Source organism: Pollutimonas harenae (assembly GCF_004153685.1).
Classification (GTDB): Bacteria; Pseudomonadota; Gammaproteobacteria; order Burkholderiales; family Burkholderiaceae_B; genus Pusillimonas_C; species Pusillimonas_C harenae.
Map to the genome: position 1 here is coordinate 248,435 of NZ_SDQD01000003.1, position 14,000 is coordinate 262,434.

The 14,000-nt window shown below is 55.8% G+C and carries 12 protein-coding genes and 1 tRNA gene; 6 read left to right on the forward strand and 7 right to left on the reverse strand.

The genetic code is table 11. The annotated features are described in order from the left end of the window. Positions 1-156 precede the first annotated feature (156 nt). Genes ERD84_RS13885 through cysG form a run of 3 tightly spaced genes read left to right on the forward strand, consistent with a single transcriptional unit; the run spans position 157 to position 5,124 of the window. Positions 157-1,971 (forward strand): assimilatory sulfite reductase (NADPH) flavoprotein subunit, encoded by a 1,815-nt coding sequence (locus tag ERD84_RS13885; protein WP_130040262.1) that lies wholly within the window; start codon positions 157-159, stop codon positions 1,969-1,971. A gap of 11 nt (positions 1,972-1,982) precedes the next feature. Beyond that, a complete protein-coding gene (cysI, locus tag ERD84_RS13890) occupies positions 1,983-3,686 on the forward strand; it encodes an assimilatory sulfite reductase (NADPH) hemoprotein subunit (protein ID WP_130040263.1) in 1,704 nt (567 codons plus the stop codon). A gap of 31 nt (positions 3,687-3,717) precedes the next feature. Continuing rightward, on the forward strand, positions 3,718-5,124 hold the full coding sequence (gene cysG, locus ERD84_RS13895) for a siroheme synthase CysG (protein WP_130040264.1): 1,407 nt from the start codon (positions 3,718-3,720) through the stop codon (positions 5,122-5,124). Between the two features lie 43 nt (positions 5,125-5,167). Here cysG and bamC read toward each other — a convergent pair whose 3' ends face one another. From bamC to ERD84_RS13915, 4 genes are all read right to left on the reverse strand, one after another. After that, positions 5,168-6,298, reverse strand: coding sequence for an outer membrane protein assembly factor BamC (gene bamC / locus ERD84_RS13900; protein WP_167667481.1), 1,131 nt, complete (start codon positions 6,296-6,298; stop codon positions 5,168-5,170). 16 nt (positions 6,299-6,314) lie between these two features. Next, positions 6,315-7,220 carry a 4-hydroxy-tetrahydrodipicolinate synthase gene (dapA, locus tag ERD84_RS13905; RefSeq protein WP_130040266.1) on the reverse strand — a complete coding sequence of 302 codons (906 nt, stop codon included), beginning with the start codon at positions 7,218-7,220 and terminating at the stop codon, positions 6,315-6,317. A gap of 76 nt (positions 7,221-7,296) precedes the next feature. Then, complete coding sequence (locus ERD84_RS13910) at positions 7,297-7,947, reverse strand: site-2 protease family protein (RefSeq protein ID WP_130040267.1); 651 nt, start codon at positions 7,945-7,947, stop codon at positions 7,297-7,299. Positions 7,948-7,976: 29 nt separating this feature from the next. Continuing rightward, a complete protein-coding gene (locus ERD84_RS13915; RefSeq protein WP_130040268.1) occupies positions 7,977-8,603 on the reverse strand; it encodes an L-threonylcarbamoyladenylate synthase in 627 nt (208 codons plus the stop codon). Between the two features lie 130 nt (positions 8,604-8,733). Between ERD84_RS13915 and ypfJ the strand changes: the two genes are divergently transcribed. Next, positions 8,734-9,585 carry a KPN_02809 family neutral zinc metallopeptidase gene (gene ypfJ / locus ERD84_RS13920; protein WP_130040269.1) on the forward strand — a complete coding sequence of 284 codons (852 nt, stop codon included), beginning with the start codon at positions 8,734-8,736 and terminating at the stop codon, positions 9,583-9,585. A gap of 200 nt (positions 9,586-9,785) precedes the next feature. Continuing rightward, a tRNA-His gene (locus ERD84_RS13925) sits at positions 9,786-9,861 on the forward strand. A gap of 253 nt (positions 9,862-10,114) precedes the next feature. Here the strand turns inward: ERD84_RS13925 and ERD84_RS13930 are convergent. From ERD84_RS13930 to ERD84_RS13940, 3 genes are all read right to left on the reverse strand, one after another. Next, positions 10,115-11,659: a sulfatase gene (locus tag ERD84_RS13930; protein ID WP_130040270.1), complete on the reverse strand. Its 1,545-nt coding sequence runs from the start codon at positions 11,657-11,659 to the stop codon at positions 10,115-10,117. 3 nt (positions 11,660-11,662) lie between these two features. Then, positions 11,663-12,637 (reverse strand): Bug family tripartite tricarboxylate transporter substrate binding protein, encoded by a 975-nt coding sequence (locus tag ERD84_RS13935; protein WP_130040271.1) that lies wholly within the window; start codon positions 12,635-12,637, stop codon positions 11,663-11,665. 176 nt (positions 12,638-12,813) lie between these two features. Next, positions 12,814-13,533, reverse strand: coding sequence for a GntR family transcriptional regulator (locus ERD84_RS13940; RefSeq protein WP_130040272.1), 720 nt, complete (start codon positions 13,531-13,533; stop codon positions 12,814-12,816). Between the two features lie 183 nt (positions 13,534-13,716). Between ERD84_RS13940 and ERD84_RS13945 the strand changes: the two genes are divergently transcribed. Beyond that, on the forward strand, positions 13,717-13,983 hold the full coding sequence (locus ERD84_RS13945; RefSeq protein WP_245150706.1) for a hypothetical protein: 267 nt from the start codon (positions 13,717-13,719) through the stop codon (positions 13,981-13,983). Positions 13,984-14,000 lie beyond the last annotated feature (17 nt).

Below are 14,000 nucleotides of genomic sequence, written 5' to 3' on the forward strand. Positions count from 1 at the left end.
CAAGGGCCGTCGCGGCCGGCTTTGGCGGGCCTGCAGCACCGGCATATACGCATGAATATATAAACATATAAGAGATATAGAAATAATAATCTTATCGTTCGTTCGCGGTGCCAAGCTTCATAGAATGGGCATGAATCCATTATCCATGAGCACGCTATGCTGGCCCCGTCTTATCTGCCCGAATCAAAACAGTTACTTGCCACCGAACTGGTCGATGGCCTGGAGTCCAACGCTTTAAGCTGGCTATCAGGCTATTTTGCCGGGGTTGCCCAAGGGCGGCAATTCAGCGCACGCCCTGCTGCAGTACCTGTTGCCCCTCCTATTGTGGCCGCCGTTGCCGGAACCAGCACGGCGCAGCAGCTCACCATCCTGTATGGCAGCCAAACCGGCAACGCCAAGCGCGTGGCCGAATCACTGGCCGAGCAAGCAGGCGGGCATGGACTGAATACCCGTCTGGTTCGCGCCGACAGCTACACCACGCGTGAGCTCAAAGACGAACAACTGTTGTATATCGTCATGAGTACCCAGGGCGATGGTGATCCGCCCGACGATTCATTAAGTTTTGTAGAGTTCTTGAGCAGTCGGCGCGCGCCCAAGCTGCCCCAGCTGAAGTATGCCGTGCTGGGCCTGGGCGATTCCAGCTACCCCATATTCTGCGGTATTGCGCAGCGTATTGACGCACGTCTGCAAGAACTGGGGGCAACACGTCTGCATGAAGTTGGCACAGCAGACCTAGACATCGAAACTGTCGCCCTGCCCTGGCAAGAAACAGCCATCGAAGAAGCCAGAAAGGTATTGAAGCAATCAGAAGACGCTCCCATCGCCAGTGTGACGCCGCTGCATCCCAAGGCAGGCAAAACCACACGCGATCAGCCCTTTCGTGCAGAATTGCTCTTGAATCAGGCCATCACTGGCCGCGACAGTAGCAAAGACATACGCCATTTGGAGATTTCGCTGGAAGGCAGCGGACTACGCTATCAACCCGGTGATGCACTTGGTGTATGGCCCACTCAGTCGGCCGCCCTGGTAGACCAGGTCCTGGCCATTCAGAATCTGTCCCCCGACGAATCCGTAACTATCAGCAACACGACTCGCAGCGTAAAAGAGTGGCTGGGCCAGCATCGCGAACTCACCCAATTAACGAAACCATTCCTCGTGGCTCACGCCGAACTTGCACAAAGCGATGAGCTCAAAACCTTGCTGCAACCCGAGGCTATTGATGATTTTCGTGCCCTGCTGGAAACCCGTCAACTCGTGGACATACTGAAAGCCTACCCAGCCTGCTGGTCGGCGTCAGCGCTTGTGAAAACCCTGCGTCCCCTTACGCCACGCATGTATTCAATCGCCTCCAGCCAGACGGTGGTCGACGAAGAAGTTCACCTGACGCTGGCCAATATCGCTTACGAATACGAAGGCGAAGCGCGCTGGGGTGCGGCCTCGCGTTTTCTGTCCGAACTGGACGAAGGCGACCAGCTCTCGATTTTTGTCGAAGAGAATCCGCGTTTCCGCCTGCCAGCCGACAGTTCGCGCGACATCATCATGATAGGGCCTGGCACCGGCGTAGCGCCATTCCGCGCCTTCGTTCAGGAACGCAGCACCGCGCAAGCCAGCGGTCGCAACTGGCTGTTCTTTGGTAATCCACATTTTTCTTCGGACTTTCTGTATCAGACAGAGTGGCAGCAAGCACTCAAGGACGGCAGCCTCAACCGACTGGACCTGGCCTTCTCCCGGGATCAGAGCGACAAAATTTATGTGCAGGACAAACTGCTTGAAAATGCCGGTGATCTGTTCGATTGGATTCAAGGCGGTGCCCATATTTATGTTTGCGGTGATGCCACTCGTATGGCCAAAGACGTGCACCAGGCATTGCTTCAAATAGCCCAGCAAGAAGGTGGATTCGACGCCGCCCAGGCCAAGGAATGGCTGGATGAACTGGCAGCCCAGGGCCGCTACGCCCGCGACGTTTATTAATCAGGAAAGTCATGAGCAACACCACTCTTTCACACCTTGAGCAGATCAAAGCAGATAGCCGACACTTGCGCGGCACCATCGAAGAGGGGCTGAATGATGCTATTACCGGCGCCATCAGCGACGACGACAACAAGCTGCTGAAGTTCCACGGCAGCTACCAGCAGGATGACCGCGATATTCGCGATGAGCGGCGCAAGCAAAAGCTGGAGCCTGCCTACTCCTTCATGATCCGCGCCCGCCTGCCCGGAGGAGTTGTTACACCCGCCCAATGGCTGGTGTTCGACGATATTGCCAGCACTTACGCCGGACGCGGTCTGCGCATCACCACAAGGCAAACCTTCCAGTGGCATGGAGTGATCAAGCGCAATCTGAAACCCACCATGCAGGCCATTCATAACGCGATGGCCACTACCATCGCTGCCTGTGGCGACGTCAATCGCCAGGTTGTCAGTTCAGTCAACCCCCAGTTGTCCAGCCAGCACCAGCTGGTTCAGGACTGGGCCCAAAAACTGTCCGACCATTTCATACCCCGCACCCGGGCCTACCACGAGATATGGCTCGATGGCGAGAAGATCACCAGCGAGCCAGAAGAAGAACCCATATACGGTGACACCTATCTGCCACGCAAGTTCAAGATCGGTGTCGCTATCCCACCCACCAATGACATCGACGTCTTCGCACAAGACCTGGGCCTGATCGCCATCGTGGAAAATGGCGTATTGCTGGGCTTTAATGTGGCCATCGGAGGCGGCATGGGCGCCACCCATGGAGACGACAGCACTTATCCGCGCCTCGGCAGTCTGATTGGGTTCGTACCACCCGAACAGGTGATTGCCATCGCCGAAGGGGTCGTAACCTTGCAACGCGACCATGGCAATCGCACAGAACGCCAGCACGCACGCCTGAAGTACACCATCGACCACAATGGCCTGGACTGGTTCAAGGGGCAACTGGAAGAACGCACGGGTATAACGCTGCAACCCGTGCACGCCTATCATTTCGACCAGAATGGCGACCGCTACGGTTGGGAAGAAGGGGACGACGGGAAATGGCATCTGGGTTTATACATAGAGTCGGGACGTCTCTGGGATGAAGACGGCCTTCAACTACAAACCGGTGTGCGAGAAATTGCCAAGATTCATCAAGGCGAGTTCCGTATGACATGCAATCAGAATCTGGTCGTTGCCAATGTCAACACCAAGGATCGCAGCAAGATCGACAAGCTGGTTGCCAAGTACGGACTGGATGGATACAAACAGCAAAGTGGCATACGCCGCCACAGCATTGCCTGCGTGGCCTTGCCCACTTGTGGTCTGGCCATGGCTGAAAGCGAACGCTACCTGCCCGTGCTGCTACCCAAAATCGAGGCCTTGCTCGACCAGCATGGTTTGGTAAACGAACCCATTTTGCTGCGGCTTTCCGGTTGCCCCAATGGCTGCTCGCGACCTTATCTTGGCGAGATCGCGCTGGTAGGCCGGGCGCTGGGTCGCTACGACCTGCGTCTGGGGGCAAACTATACTGGCGAACGCTTGAACGTCATCTACCGCCAAAATATTGATGAGTCGGAAATACTCAGTACGCTGGATACTCTGTTTGCGTCGTATGCCCAAAAGCGTCTACCCGAAGAAAAGTTCGGTGATTTTCTGGTTCGCAGCGAGGTCATTCCGGCACCTTCGCAAAAATTGATACCGATCATCCTGGACGCAGTGGTATAACACACGGACACTGATTAATTCCCTATCCCTCATGAGATTATTCCCCCTTTTCGCCGATCTGAAAGGACGGCGCGTGCTGGTCGTGGGCGGCGGCCCTGTTGCCGAACGAAAAGTAAAAAGCCTCCTGGCCTCAGGTGCTCTGGTCACCGTCGGCGCACCAGAAACCACCGAAGCGCTAAAGCAACTACAGGCTCAAGACCGCATAGAATGGCTGTGTAACAACTTTCAGCCGGACTGGCTGGCTGACGTCTGGTTGGTTGTTGCCGCCACTGACGATCGCGAGCTTAACCGCCAAATTGCAGCATTGGCCAATGAACGGCGTCTGTTTATCAATGTGGTCGACGACCCCGAGCTGTCCTCATTTCAGGTTCCCTCCATTGTCGACCGCTCACCCCTGACTATTGCCATTTCGTCAGCAGGCAGTGCACCCGTCCTGGCGCGTCGTGTGCGCGAGCGTATAGAAACCCTATTCGATCACACCCTGGGTTCGCTGGCGACATTGGCCGCGAAGTATCGTTCGGCCATACGACAGGCACGCCCAGAGCTACGCCCTCGTCGTGAGTTCTACGATTGGCTGCTGGACGGCCCCGTCGCCGCCGCCCTGCGTGGACAACAACCAGAACAAGCGCAGCAACTGCTTGAAGAGGCCCTGCAACAGCCGCAAGCAACCGTCACCGGAAAAGTACTGCTGGTGGGAGCCGGACCCGGCGACCCTGGCCTGCTCACACTGAAGGCACTGCGTGCACTGAATGAAGCAGATGTCATTTTGTATGATCGCCTGGTCGATGAACCGATACTTGAGCTGGCCCGCCGCGATGCTGAGCAAATTTCAGTGGGAAAGGCCCCGGGTGAAGACCATAACGCCACGCAAGCCAGAATACACGCGCTCATGCTGGAGCGTGCGCAACAAGGACAGCTGGTCGTGCGCCTGAAAGGAGGCGATGCCTTTGTGTTTGGGCGTGGCGGAGAAGAGTTGGAGTTCTTGCGCCAGCATCAAGTGCCCTACGAAGTAGTGCCTGGCATTACAGCCGCGCTGGCCTGTGCTGCGTACTCAGGCATCCCCTTGACCCATCGCGATCATGCGCAATCAGTCAGGCTGGTCACTGCACACTGCCGTCAGGACACCATGCTTGAAGACTGGCCTGCATTAGCTCAACCAAGGCAAACACTGGCCTTTTACATGGGTGTCAGCCAACTGGACTGGCTTGCCGGGCAATTGATATTGCATGGCAGATCGGGCCAAACGCCCTTTGCTATTGTTGAAAATGGTACCCGCAGCTCACAGCGAGTATTGCAAGGCACGTTGGAAAACATGGCCCGACTGGCACTTCAACATAATATTAAGGCGCCTTCATTATTATTGATTGGGGAAGTGACCGCGCTGGCGCCAAAGCTCGAATGGTTTGGCGCCAGTATCCGTACCGACAAAACCGATTAGCGCTGCAAGTGCTGCTGCACTTGTAGCGTTAATCGGACCTGACCTAATTCATGTGCGTAGCCAGTACCGACATAATGCGGCGCGCCGTTTCGGTATCTTGTACCTGACCATTCTGATCGAGCACGGTGACGAGAGAACTCGCCCCCTGGTCTGCCACATGAATACGATAAGGCACGGCCTCGGCCGTATTACGGGTACCGAACAGACGTCCAATGAAGTTTTGCTGCTCGATTTTCTCGCCTGTATCGCTATCGAGATAACGGATGTAGTAGTCGCCCGTGGAACGATCGCGGTCTTCAAGCGAGAACCCGGCTGAATCAATAGCAACCCCTACACGACGCCATGCCCGATCAAAGGATTCGGCCAGAGTAAGGGAGGAGCCCCCGTCAGTGGCTTGCACAACCTTGGGTTCGTTGCCTTCTCGTTCAGCCTGTGCAACCATGGCCCTGGCATTATTGACATCGGTACCCAGGTACACCATCAGACGTGCAAGCATGGCGGCATTCAAGCCTGGGTCTTCTTTACCCATGACCCACTTGAAGCTGGAAGCCGTATCGCCGGTGCCGCCAGCGCCAACTGCTGTTTCGACCATGTGGTCGTGGCTGATATAGACCTCGGTCTTGCCGTTGACACGCTCCAGGCGTGTACGGAAGCGCTCACGCTCGCCACTATCGTAGACCGACTCAAGAATGGAGCCCAAGGCACTGTGTATCCAGTCTTCGGGAATCTTGGCGCGGTTTTCAGCCCAGTCGGTTTCCATCAGGCCAGCGCGTGGATCTTGCGAGTGGATGGTGAAACCTTGCTCACCCCAGAATTCGAGAATCTTCGGATAGACATCTTCGGCTGATTGGTCGACAACCAGCCAGCGCACGTCACCATCACGCATGACACGGATGCCTTCGGTCTGGGGCAGAATGTTTTCGCTGGCGCTGGAATTCTGCTGAGCCTGTTGATTCTGCGCGTACTGACTAAAGGTGGTCGTGCCTTCGGGCGCGCGATAGCGGGCATCGCGATTGGCTTGAGTCAGATCGGGCGGAATGGTAAGCGGATCGCCCGTCACCGTGCTTTTATAATCTACGGCCTCTTCGCTGCCCAGCGCCTGGTTCAGGGTGGAGCAACCCGACATTGCCAACATGCTCAAGCCCAGCGTAATGCCGACGCAACGTTTATTCATACGCATATAGATCATTTCAGAGTAAGCCTGCTTCTTTCAGGGAGCTACGTACCAGATTATGGTACTGCTCGTGCAAGGCGGTTAACGGTAGACGATAACCCAATTTGGTCAGACCCATTTCAGCAACAGCCCATTTGACAGGAATTGGATTGGCTTCAACAAACAGTACTTTGTTCAAGGTAGCCAGGCGTGCATTCAGCTGGCGGGTCAGGGCCACGTTGCCTTCAATCGCAGCCATGCACAATTCGTGCATGAGCTTGGGCGCCACGTTGGCAGTAACGGAGATATTGCCGTGCCCGCCCAGCAACATCAGGGCGGCGGCCGTAGGGTCGTCTCCGCTGAAGACCTGGAACCCGGACGGCACGTCGCGCAGCAACAGACCGAGACGAGCGATGTCGCCAGTAGCATCTTTGACACCGATGATGCCTGGCACCTGGGCCAGACGAAGTATGGTGTCGTTGCTCATGTCGGCAACGGTACGGCCCGGTACGTTATACAGGACGGCTGGCAGGTCGACCGCTTCGGAAATAGCTTTGAAATGCTGATACAAGCCTTCCTGGGTTGGCTTGTTGTAGTAAGGCACCACAGACAGGCCTGCCTGTGCGCCCACCGCCTTGGCGTGTTGCGACAGCTCGATGGCCTCGGATGTGGAGTTGCCACCTATGCCGGCAATGACCGGCAACCTTCCTGCAGCATGCTCGACTGCCACCTTGATGAGCTCTACATGCTCTTCAACGCTGACCGTGGGCGACTCACCCGACGTGCCCACGACGACCAAGCCATCGGTACCCTGCTCTGCATGCCAATCGATCAGCTTTCGATAGGCATCGAAATCAAGGCTGCCATCGGGCAGCATAGGAGTTATTAGGGCTACCAAACTGCCCCGGAAAGTAGGAATCGCAGGATCCGTGCTTGTTGCCATGATGAGAATGATCTCCTTGAACTCACCGTAATGGGGAACTTATCAACTCACAAGTTTACCGGATAAGCGGGCAAACTTATAAAAACCAGTTAACAATTAGCTGACCGAAAGCCAATAAGGGCCCCAGTACAATCCAGAGAATGCCCGTCAGCATCAAAACTATGAGGATCAACAAGCCATAAGGTTCAATTTTGGAGAACTGCCAGGCCATGCGGCTGGGCAACAGACTGAACACGATCCGCCCACCATCCAGCGGCGGCAACGGCACCAGATTCAGCGCCATCAGAATCAAATTGACCTGTATGCCTGCAATAGTCATTTGCACCCAGAAGTCACCCTGGCTGGCACCGGTTTCGGCTAGCATCCGCAAGCCTAAGGCCCAAATAATGGCCATCACCAAGTTAGAGGCTGGGCCCGCCAGGGCGACCCACAGCATATCGCGCTTGGGGCGGCGCAAGCGCCCCCAGTCCACCGGCACCGGTTTGGCCCATCCGAATAGCAGGCCGCCTCCGCCCAGCAACTTGGTGCTGAACAAGAGCACGAGCGGCACAATAATGGTGCCCACTGGATCGATATGGCGTATGGGATTCAAGCTGATGCGTCCAGCCTGCCAGGCAGTCGGATCGCCGAACATCCGGGCGACATAGCCATGTGCGGCCTCATGCAGAGTAATGCCAAAGAGCACTGGCAAAGCGTAAATCGTTATCGTTTGTATCAACGCGTCCATAGGTATCCGGAAAGGGTCAAAAAAGCTCGTCAGTCCAGACCCAAGGTGGACAAATCGCCCTGCCCGCGTCGAACAACTTCGGGACTGGCGCCAGTCAGATCCAGCACCGTGGTAGGCGCCAACACGCACGCACCACCGTCTATGACGGCGGCAAGCTGATTGGCATAGCGGTCGTATATGGCCTGCCCGTCATTCATGGGATCTTCTTCATCTTCCGGTATTAGCGTGGTGGACATCAGCGGAGTACCTGCCGCCTCGATGAGGGCCAGGGCAATCTTGTGGTCAGGCACCCGTATGCCTATGGTCTTGCGCGACGGATGAGAAACCCGTCGAGGTACTTCCCGGGTTGCCTCGAGGATGAAGGTCCAGGGACCCGGTGTAGCCATTTTCAGGAAACGGTACTGACGATTATCTACTTTGGCAAAATGACCTATTTCAGCCAGATCGCGGCACAGCAGGGTGAGGTGATGGCGTTCGTCGAGACCGCGCAGGCGGCGCAGCGCGTCGGCGGCTGGCTTGTCGTCGAGACGCGCTACCACTGCATAGCTGGAGTCGGTGGGCACTGCCACCAAGCCACCATCGGCCAGCAGCTGCCCCGCCTGCTTGAGCAAGCGCGGTTGAGGATTTTGCGGGTGAACGACAAAAAATTGAGCCATTTAACGTATCCTAACATTCTTGACGGGTGAGTTTAAGGTTCCTGCACGCTGCAGGCAATAAAATCAGCTCTTCATTAATATAAAGCGTTCAAGGCTGCGACTGCATGCCATGTCAGCCCAAGGAGCAATCATGCGACTGAATAACTCTCGCCAAAGCCGCAATATAGAAGATAGACGCGGCCGACGCATGCGCATAGGCGGACGGGGTGGAAAAATAGGCCTGGGTACGATCGTACTGGCCTTGGTGGCCATCTACTTTGGCGTCGACCCCAGCGTCGTGCTGCAAAACGTCGCGGGCCCAACCAGCACCGAACAAACTGCGCCAGCACCGGCCGACACCCCGCAAACCCAATTCGTGTCAAAAGTGCTGGCCGACACCGAGGACGCCTGGACGGCCGTTTTTCAGCAACAAGGATGGGGTTCATATCAAGAACCCAAGCTGGTGCTGTTTAATGGCGCCACACCTACCGCCTGCGGCACCGGCCAATCCGCCATGGGTCCATTCTATTGCCCGGGTGATCAAAAAGTGTATCTGGATCTAAGCTTTTTCCAGCAGATGGCACAAGAACTGAATTCTCCGGGCGACTTTGCACAGGCTTATGTCATTGCCCATGAGGTTGCCCACCATGTTCAACATCAGCTGGGGGTCATGGACCAGGTTGACCAGGCGCGCCGCGGCGCAAGCACGGCAGCCGCCAACCAGTTGTCTGTGCGTGTGGAATTGCAGGCCGATTGCCTGTCAGGCGTCTGGGCCAATCATTCTGATGCTCAACGCAGCACACTCGAGCCGGGCGATATCGAAGAGGCCCTGAACGCAGCCAGCGCCATTGGCGACGATACACTGCAAAAACGCGGGCAAGGCTATGTGGTGCCCGACTCGTTTACGCATGGCACATCGGCCCAACGGGTGAGCTGGTTCCGTAGAGGCTTCGAAGCCGGCGATCCAGCACAATGCGATACCTTTGGCGCTACGGCCCTATAGCCTTCACGCCCCTTCAAGGCAGACGCAGAAAAGGCCAGGCAGCTTGAAATGGGTAGCCCCACCACTCTGCGCATTCATGCTAGAATGCCGTTCTTTCAGTTAGGCATGGCCTTACTGAAAGCTGCTATACTTGCAGGCCAGCACTGGCTTGCAGCAACTAGCAAGCATAATGCGCAAACCTTGTTTGTGCAGCAACAATGGTGACCGTAGCTCAGTTGGTAGAGTCCCGGATTGTGATTCCGGTTGTCGTGGGTTCGAGCCCCATCGGTCACCCCAACAAACATGCGGGTTTTGAGAGATTCACAAAACCCCGAAATGGTGACATAAACCGAACTTGGTGACATGTGCCGAACTAGCCCGCTCAATGAACTGCATTCCAAAAGTTGAACACCAGTCCAACTTTTGGAATGCAGTTCATTGAGCGGGCTTTTTTGCGTCTGTCGACAATGCTCGAACTGGTACTTCTCGTCCTAGGCAGTTTCGACACAAGCTCGACAGTTTTGATGCAGCGTTGCCGCAACGCACACGCTTAACCCTGCTCTGCCCGAGAGGACGCCGCCAAGCCCAAGCGCGTGAAGGCCTCGGGCGGTGCCTCATGAGCATGCATGATATCCGCCATAGTATTCAGCAAGCGCTGTTCGATGGCCTCATCGCGAAATGGATGCTGCTGCGCATAATCGGTTTCGAGATCGTATAGCACAGTGGTGGTATCTTCGTAGCCTCCTCCCTGCCCTTGATGCCCCGTCGGCTGCCCCTTCACATTTCGACGCGCTGGCACTTTCATGAGCGGCACCCCTTGTGTGAAGCCAAACGGCTCCACCAACTGGATGGCACGCAGCTCATCGACATGGAACATACTCTTCAAGTGCATGGGCATGAGGGTGTACTCATACAGCATCTGTTGCGCCATGTCTTCGGGATACCGGAAATAGGTATAACGACCATCGGTGATATTGGTGCCTGCGCCAAACATACCGAACACAGCGGCCTCTCGTACGGACACATCGCGCTCTAGCACAGGCAGCAATGAATGACCGCGCACGGTATCCGGGGCCTGAACGCCATGGCAGTTCAGCAGCGTGGGCATGATATCCATGGTTTGCGTCAAGGCCTTGCGCCGAGTACCTGCCTGACCGGCAAAATCAGGGTGGTGCACCATCAGGGGTATGTGCGAGATTTCGTTGTAGAAGGGCATGCGGTTCTTGCCCCACCAATCGTGCTCGGCCAGCAGAAAGCCATGATCGGTAGTCAGAATGACAGCCGTGTCCCGCCACAGATCGTGTTTGTCCATATAGTCGATAAAGCGGCCCAGGTAGAAATCACACATACTGAGCAGGGCAGCATAATTGGCACGCAATTCCTGCACCTCCTGGCCATTTTCCTCGAGGCGCTTATAGCGTGGCCAGTCAAGGATAGGCCCCGTATAACCTGTAGGGTAGCGCTCCCTGAACCGGGCCGGTGCAAAAAAAGGCTCGTGAGGATCAAAACATTCCAGATGCAGCAACCAATCCTTCGCATTGCGATTGCAGTCCAGGAACTCAAACGCCGCATCGAAAGAGCGTGGGCAGCAGAATTCGCTTTCATCACGCATGAACTCGCGATTGACCATGGCCTGTACACGTCCATCCTGCGCACCCTGAGGCTGCTGCATAGCGTGATACATGGTTTTGAAACGCTCAAGCGGCGGCTCTACCATGGCCTTCCATTTATCCCATTCCTGCCCGCGAATGAATTCCCAGGAGGTGTACCGGTTGTGATAGGTGGCGCCTCCGTCTTCCCAATAGTGATAGTGGTCTGACACCAAATGCGTGTAGACACCCGCTGTACGGAGCAACTCGGAGAAGGACTGGTCGAAAGGCTCAAGCGGACCCCAACTGCGATGGAGGAAATTCAGACGACCTGTATGCATGTCGCGCCGTGCAGGCATGCAGGGCAGGCTGCCGGCATAATGATTATCGAAGGTGACAGCTCGCTCGGCAAAGCGCTTGAAGTTCGGCGTGTGGACCGACGTACCGCCATAGCACTCCAATGCGCTGCGCACCAAGGAATCAAATAACAGGAATACAGTACGCATCACTTACTCCAGATGAATATCAGATGCCTTGGCCACTGATTTCCATTTTGCAAAATCTTCCGACAGGTAGCTCTTGAATGCCTCCGACGACATAGGATCGGCAGCGCTCATGCCGTTATTGACCAAAGCGGCCTGCAAATCCTTGTCTTGCGCTGCAGCAACAATGGCTTTGTGCAGAGTTGCGGTGACATCGGACGGTGTACCCGCCGGCGCCAGATAGCCCAGCCATTGATCCAGATTGAAGCCTTTTACACCAGCCTCCGCCATGGTGGGCACATCGGGTAATTGCGGTACGCGATTCGCACTGGCAACAGCCAGCGCTTTGATCTTGCCACCATTTAGCTGGGGAAGTGCAACAACTGCATTGGCAAAGTGGTAGTCCACCCTCCCCGATATCTGATCCACCATGGCCGGTGGCCCGCCTTTGTAGGGTACGTGCACCACATTGATATTCTGTGCGGACTTCAGCATTTCACCCGCAAAATGGCCTGGCGTGCCAATACCCGCAGAAGCATAAGACAGTTGACCCGGCTGCTCCTGTGCCTTGTTGATGAGCGCTTGTACCGAATCAGGGCCATCGGGACTTGTCACCAGAATCAACGATGTGTAGGCGGCCACGGCAATAGGCACAAAGGATTTTTCAACATCATAGGTAAGGCCTTTGCGTATCGCCGCATTCATATTCATGGCACTGGTGGTGAGCATGATGGTATAGCCATCGGGAGCGGCGCGCGCCACTTCACTTGCTCCTATGGCGCCCCCCGCTCCCGGTTTATTCTCGACGATCATGGAAACGCCAAGGCTGGCCTGCGCCTTCTCGGCCACTGAACGCGCCAGCAGATCCACCAATCCACCTGCTGGCCATGGCACGACGACACGGACAGGTCTTTCCGGAAAGCTTGCCGCCTGTGCGGGAGCACTCGCTATTGCAATGACTGCCGCCAGCGCAGCGACAAGAGGGGCATGTATCTTGATCATGATTTGTCTCGCTCCAGATTAATGACCACGGCGCAGGCCGCATCATCTATATTTATAGTTGCACCAATTGGTACTATAAGCCATACGTTATGTCTTTAACAACTATAGAGCCGCCATTAATTGCCGGGCGTTACAAAAATGCTTTTGGACGGCTGGTGCATGCCAGCCCTTTCGATCTATGGCTTCAGATTCATTTCGAAGCGAATGGCGTCGCCGCGATAGGTGACCTCGGCCAGATAAATGACCTCTCCCGCTGCGTTGCGAAAGATGCGCCGAACCTCGGCCACCGGAGCATTGATGGATAGATCAAGGCACCGCGCCACCTCGATGTCCGCACTGCCTATGGTCAGCGTCTGGTGTGCATCGGCCACCACCTGCATGGAGGCCAGCAACGGAATGACCGTCTGATTTCGAAAGCCATCGGGATTGCGTCGGAACAGCTCATCATCCATGTAAATATTGATCACGCAGTAGGGTTTTCCATCGCGCGAATGGATGCGCCGCATGAACACATAACGTTCCCGTGCCAACCCTTCAGCCGGTATAAAGGTTGGCAACTTTGTGGACTCATCGATATTGACGATAGTGGGCCTGGTATCGCGATAAACCTTGGCCAGCTCATCGAGCGTGGTGACGACATTAACCCACCGATCGTTGGCAGGCTGATGCGTGACGAAGGTGCCCCGCCCTTGCTGGCGCGACACCAAGCCCTGGCGATCCAACATACCGAGCGCATGCCGTACCGTTACGCGCGCAACCCCGAACTCCTTGACCAACTGTTCTAGCGCGGGCAACTTGCAGCCCTGTGGCCATTCACCGCGCACAATACGCTGGCGCATCAGCTCGGCCAACTGAAGATACAACGGCATCCGACTGTCCAGGATCTTTGATTTCATTGGAACGTATCCGTCTTAAAACGGCCTCTTGAATACAAAAAAGCGTCTAGTGTGCTGTTTGGTTGGTTCGTGCATTCAAATTCGGATGCATGGGCTTGCCATATTAAGCCGATAGCTTGGTCGATAGTAAAGGCATCCACTGAAAATTCCATCTAGCCCAATTAAAGAAAGACTTTGTGCATAATGGATCCTACTAATGGCGCAGATTCTACCGTGACTGACATGAACGATACCGATACTTTTCAGCCCGACTGGTCGCTCGCCCCACCCACATGGAACTGGGCCGCCCAAGACGAAGATGGCCGCTGGTTCTGGTATGGCGTGCCACCCACCCCCGGGATAGGCGGTGGTGTATGGCGCGCACCATCGCGTGCCCAGGCTTTTGCCGTGCAAGGTGCACCCAACCCACTATGGTACGAAACCCTGCAAGAACGCCCACCTACAGATTGAACGGGTCAATGTAGCCC

Excerpts from the sequence above, each read along its gene's own strand:
- ERD84_RS13910 (WP_130040267.1), bottom strand. The coding sequence starts at position 7,947 with ATGGACGCGTTGATACAAACGATAACGATTTACGCTTTGCCAGTGCTC.
- dapA (WP_130040266.1), bottom strand. The coding sequence starts at position 7,220 with ATGGCAACAAGCACGGATCCTGCGATTCCTACTTTCCGGGGCAGTTTG.
- ERD84_RS13930 (WP_130040270.1), bottom strand. The coding sequence starts at position 11,659 with ATGCGTACTGTATTCCTGTTATTTGATTCCTTGGTGCGCAGCGCATTG.
- cysI (WP_130040263.1), top strand. The coding sequence starts at position 1,983 with ATGAGCAACACCACTCTTTCACACCTTGAGCAGATCAAAGCAGATAGC.
- ERD84_RS13915 (WP_130040268.1), bottom strand. The coding sequence starts at position 8,603 with ATGGCTCAATTTTTTGTCGTTCACCCGCAAAATCCTCAACCGCGCTTG.
- ypfJ (WP_130040269.1), top strand. The coding sequence starts at position 8,734 with ATGCGACTGAATAACTCTCGCCAAAGCCGCAATATAGAAGATAGACGC.
- ERD84_RS13945 (WP_245150706.1), top strand. The coding sequence starts at position 13,717 with ATGGATCCTACTAATGGCGCAGATTCTACCGTGACTGACATGAACGAT.
- ERD84_RS13935 (WP_130040271.1), bottom strand. The coding sequence starts at position 12,637 with ATGATCAAGATACATGCCCCTCTTGTCGCTGCGCTGGCGGCAGTCATT.
- cysG (WP_130040264.1), top strand. The coding sequence starts at position 3,718 with ATGAGATTATTCCCCCTTTTCGCCGATCTGAAAGGACGGCGCGTGCTG.
- ERD84_RS13885 (WP_130040262.1), top strand. The coding sequence starts at position 157 with ATGCTGGCCCCGTCTTATCTGCCCGAATCAAAACAGTTACTTGCCACC.
- bamC (WP_167667481.1), bottom strand. The coding sequence starts at position 6,298 with ATGAATAAACGTTGCGTCGGCATTACGCTGGGCTTGAGCATGTTGGCA.
- ERD84_RS13940 (WP_130040272.1), bottom strand. The coding sequence starts at position 13,533 with ATGAAATCAAAGATCCTGGACAGTCGGATGCCGTTGTATCTTCAGTTG.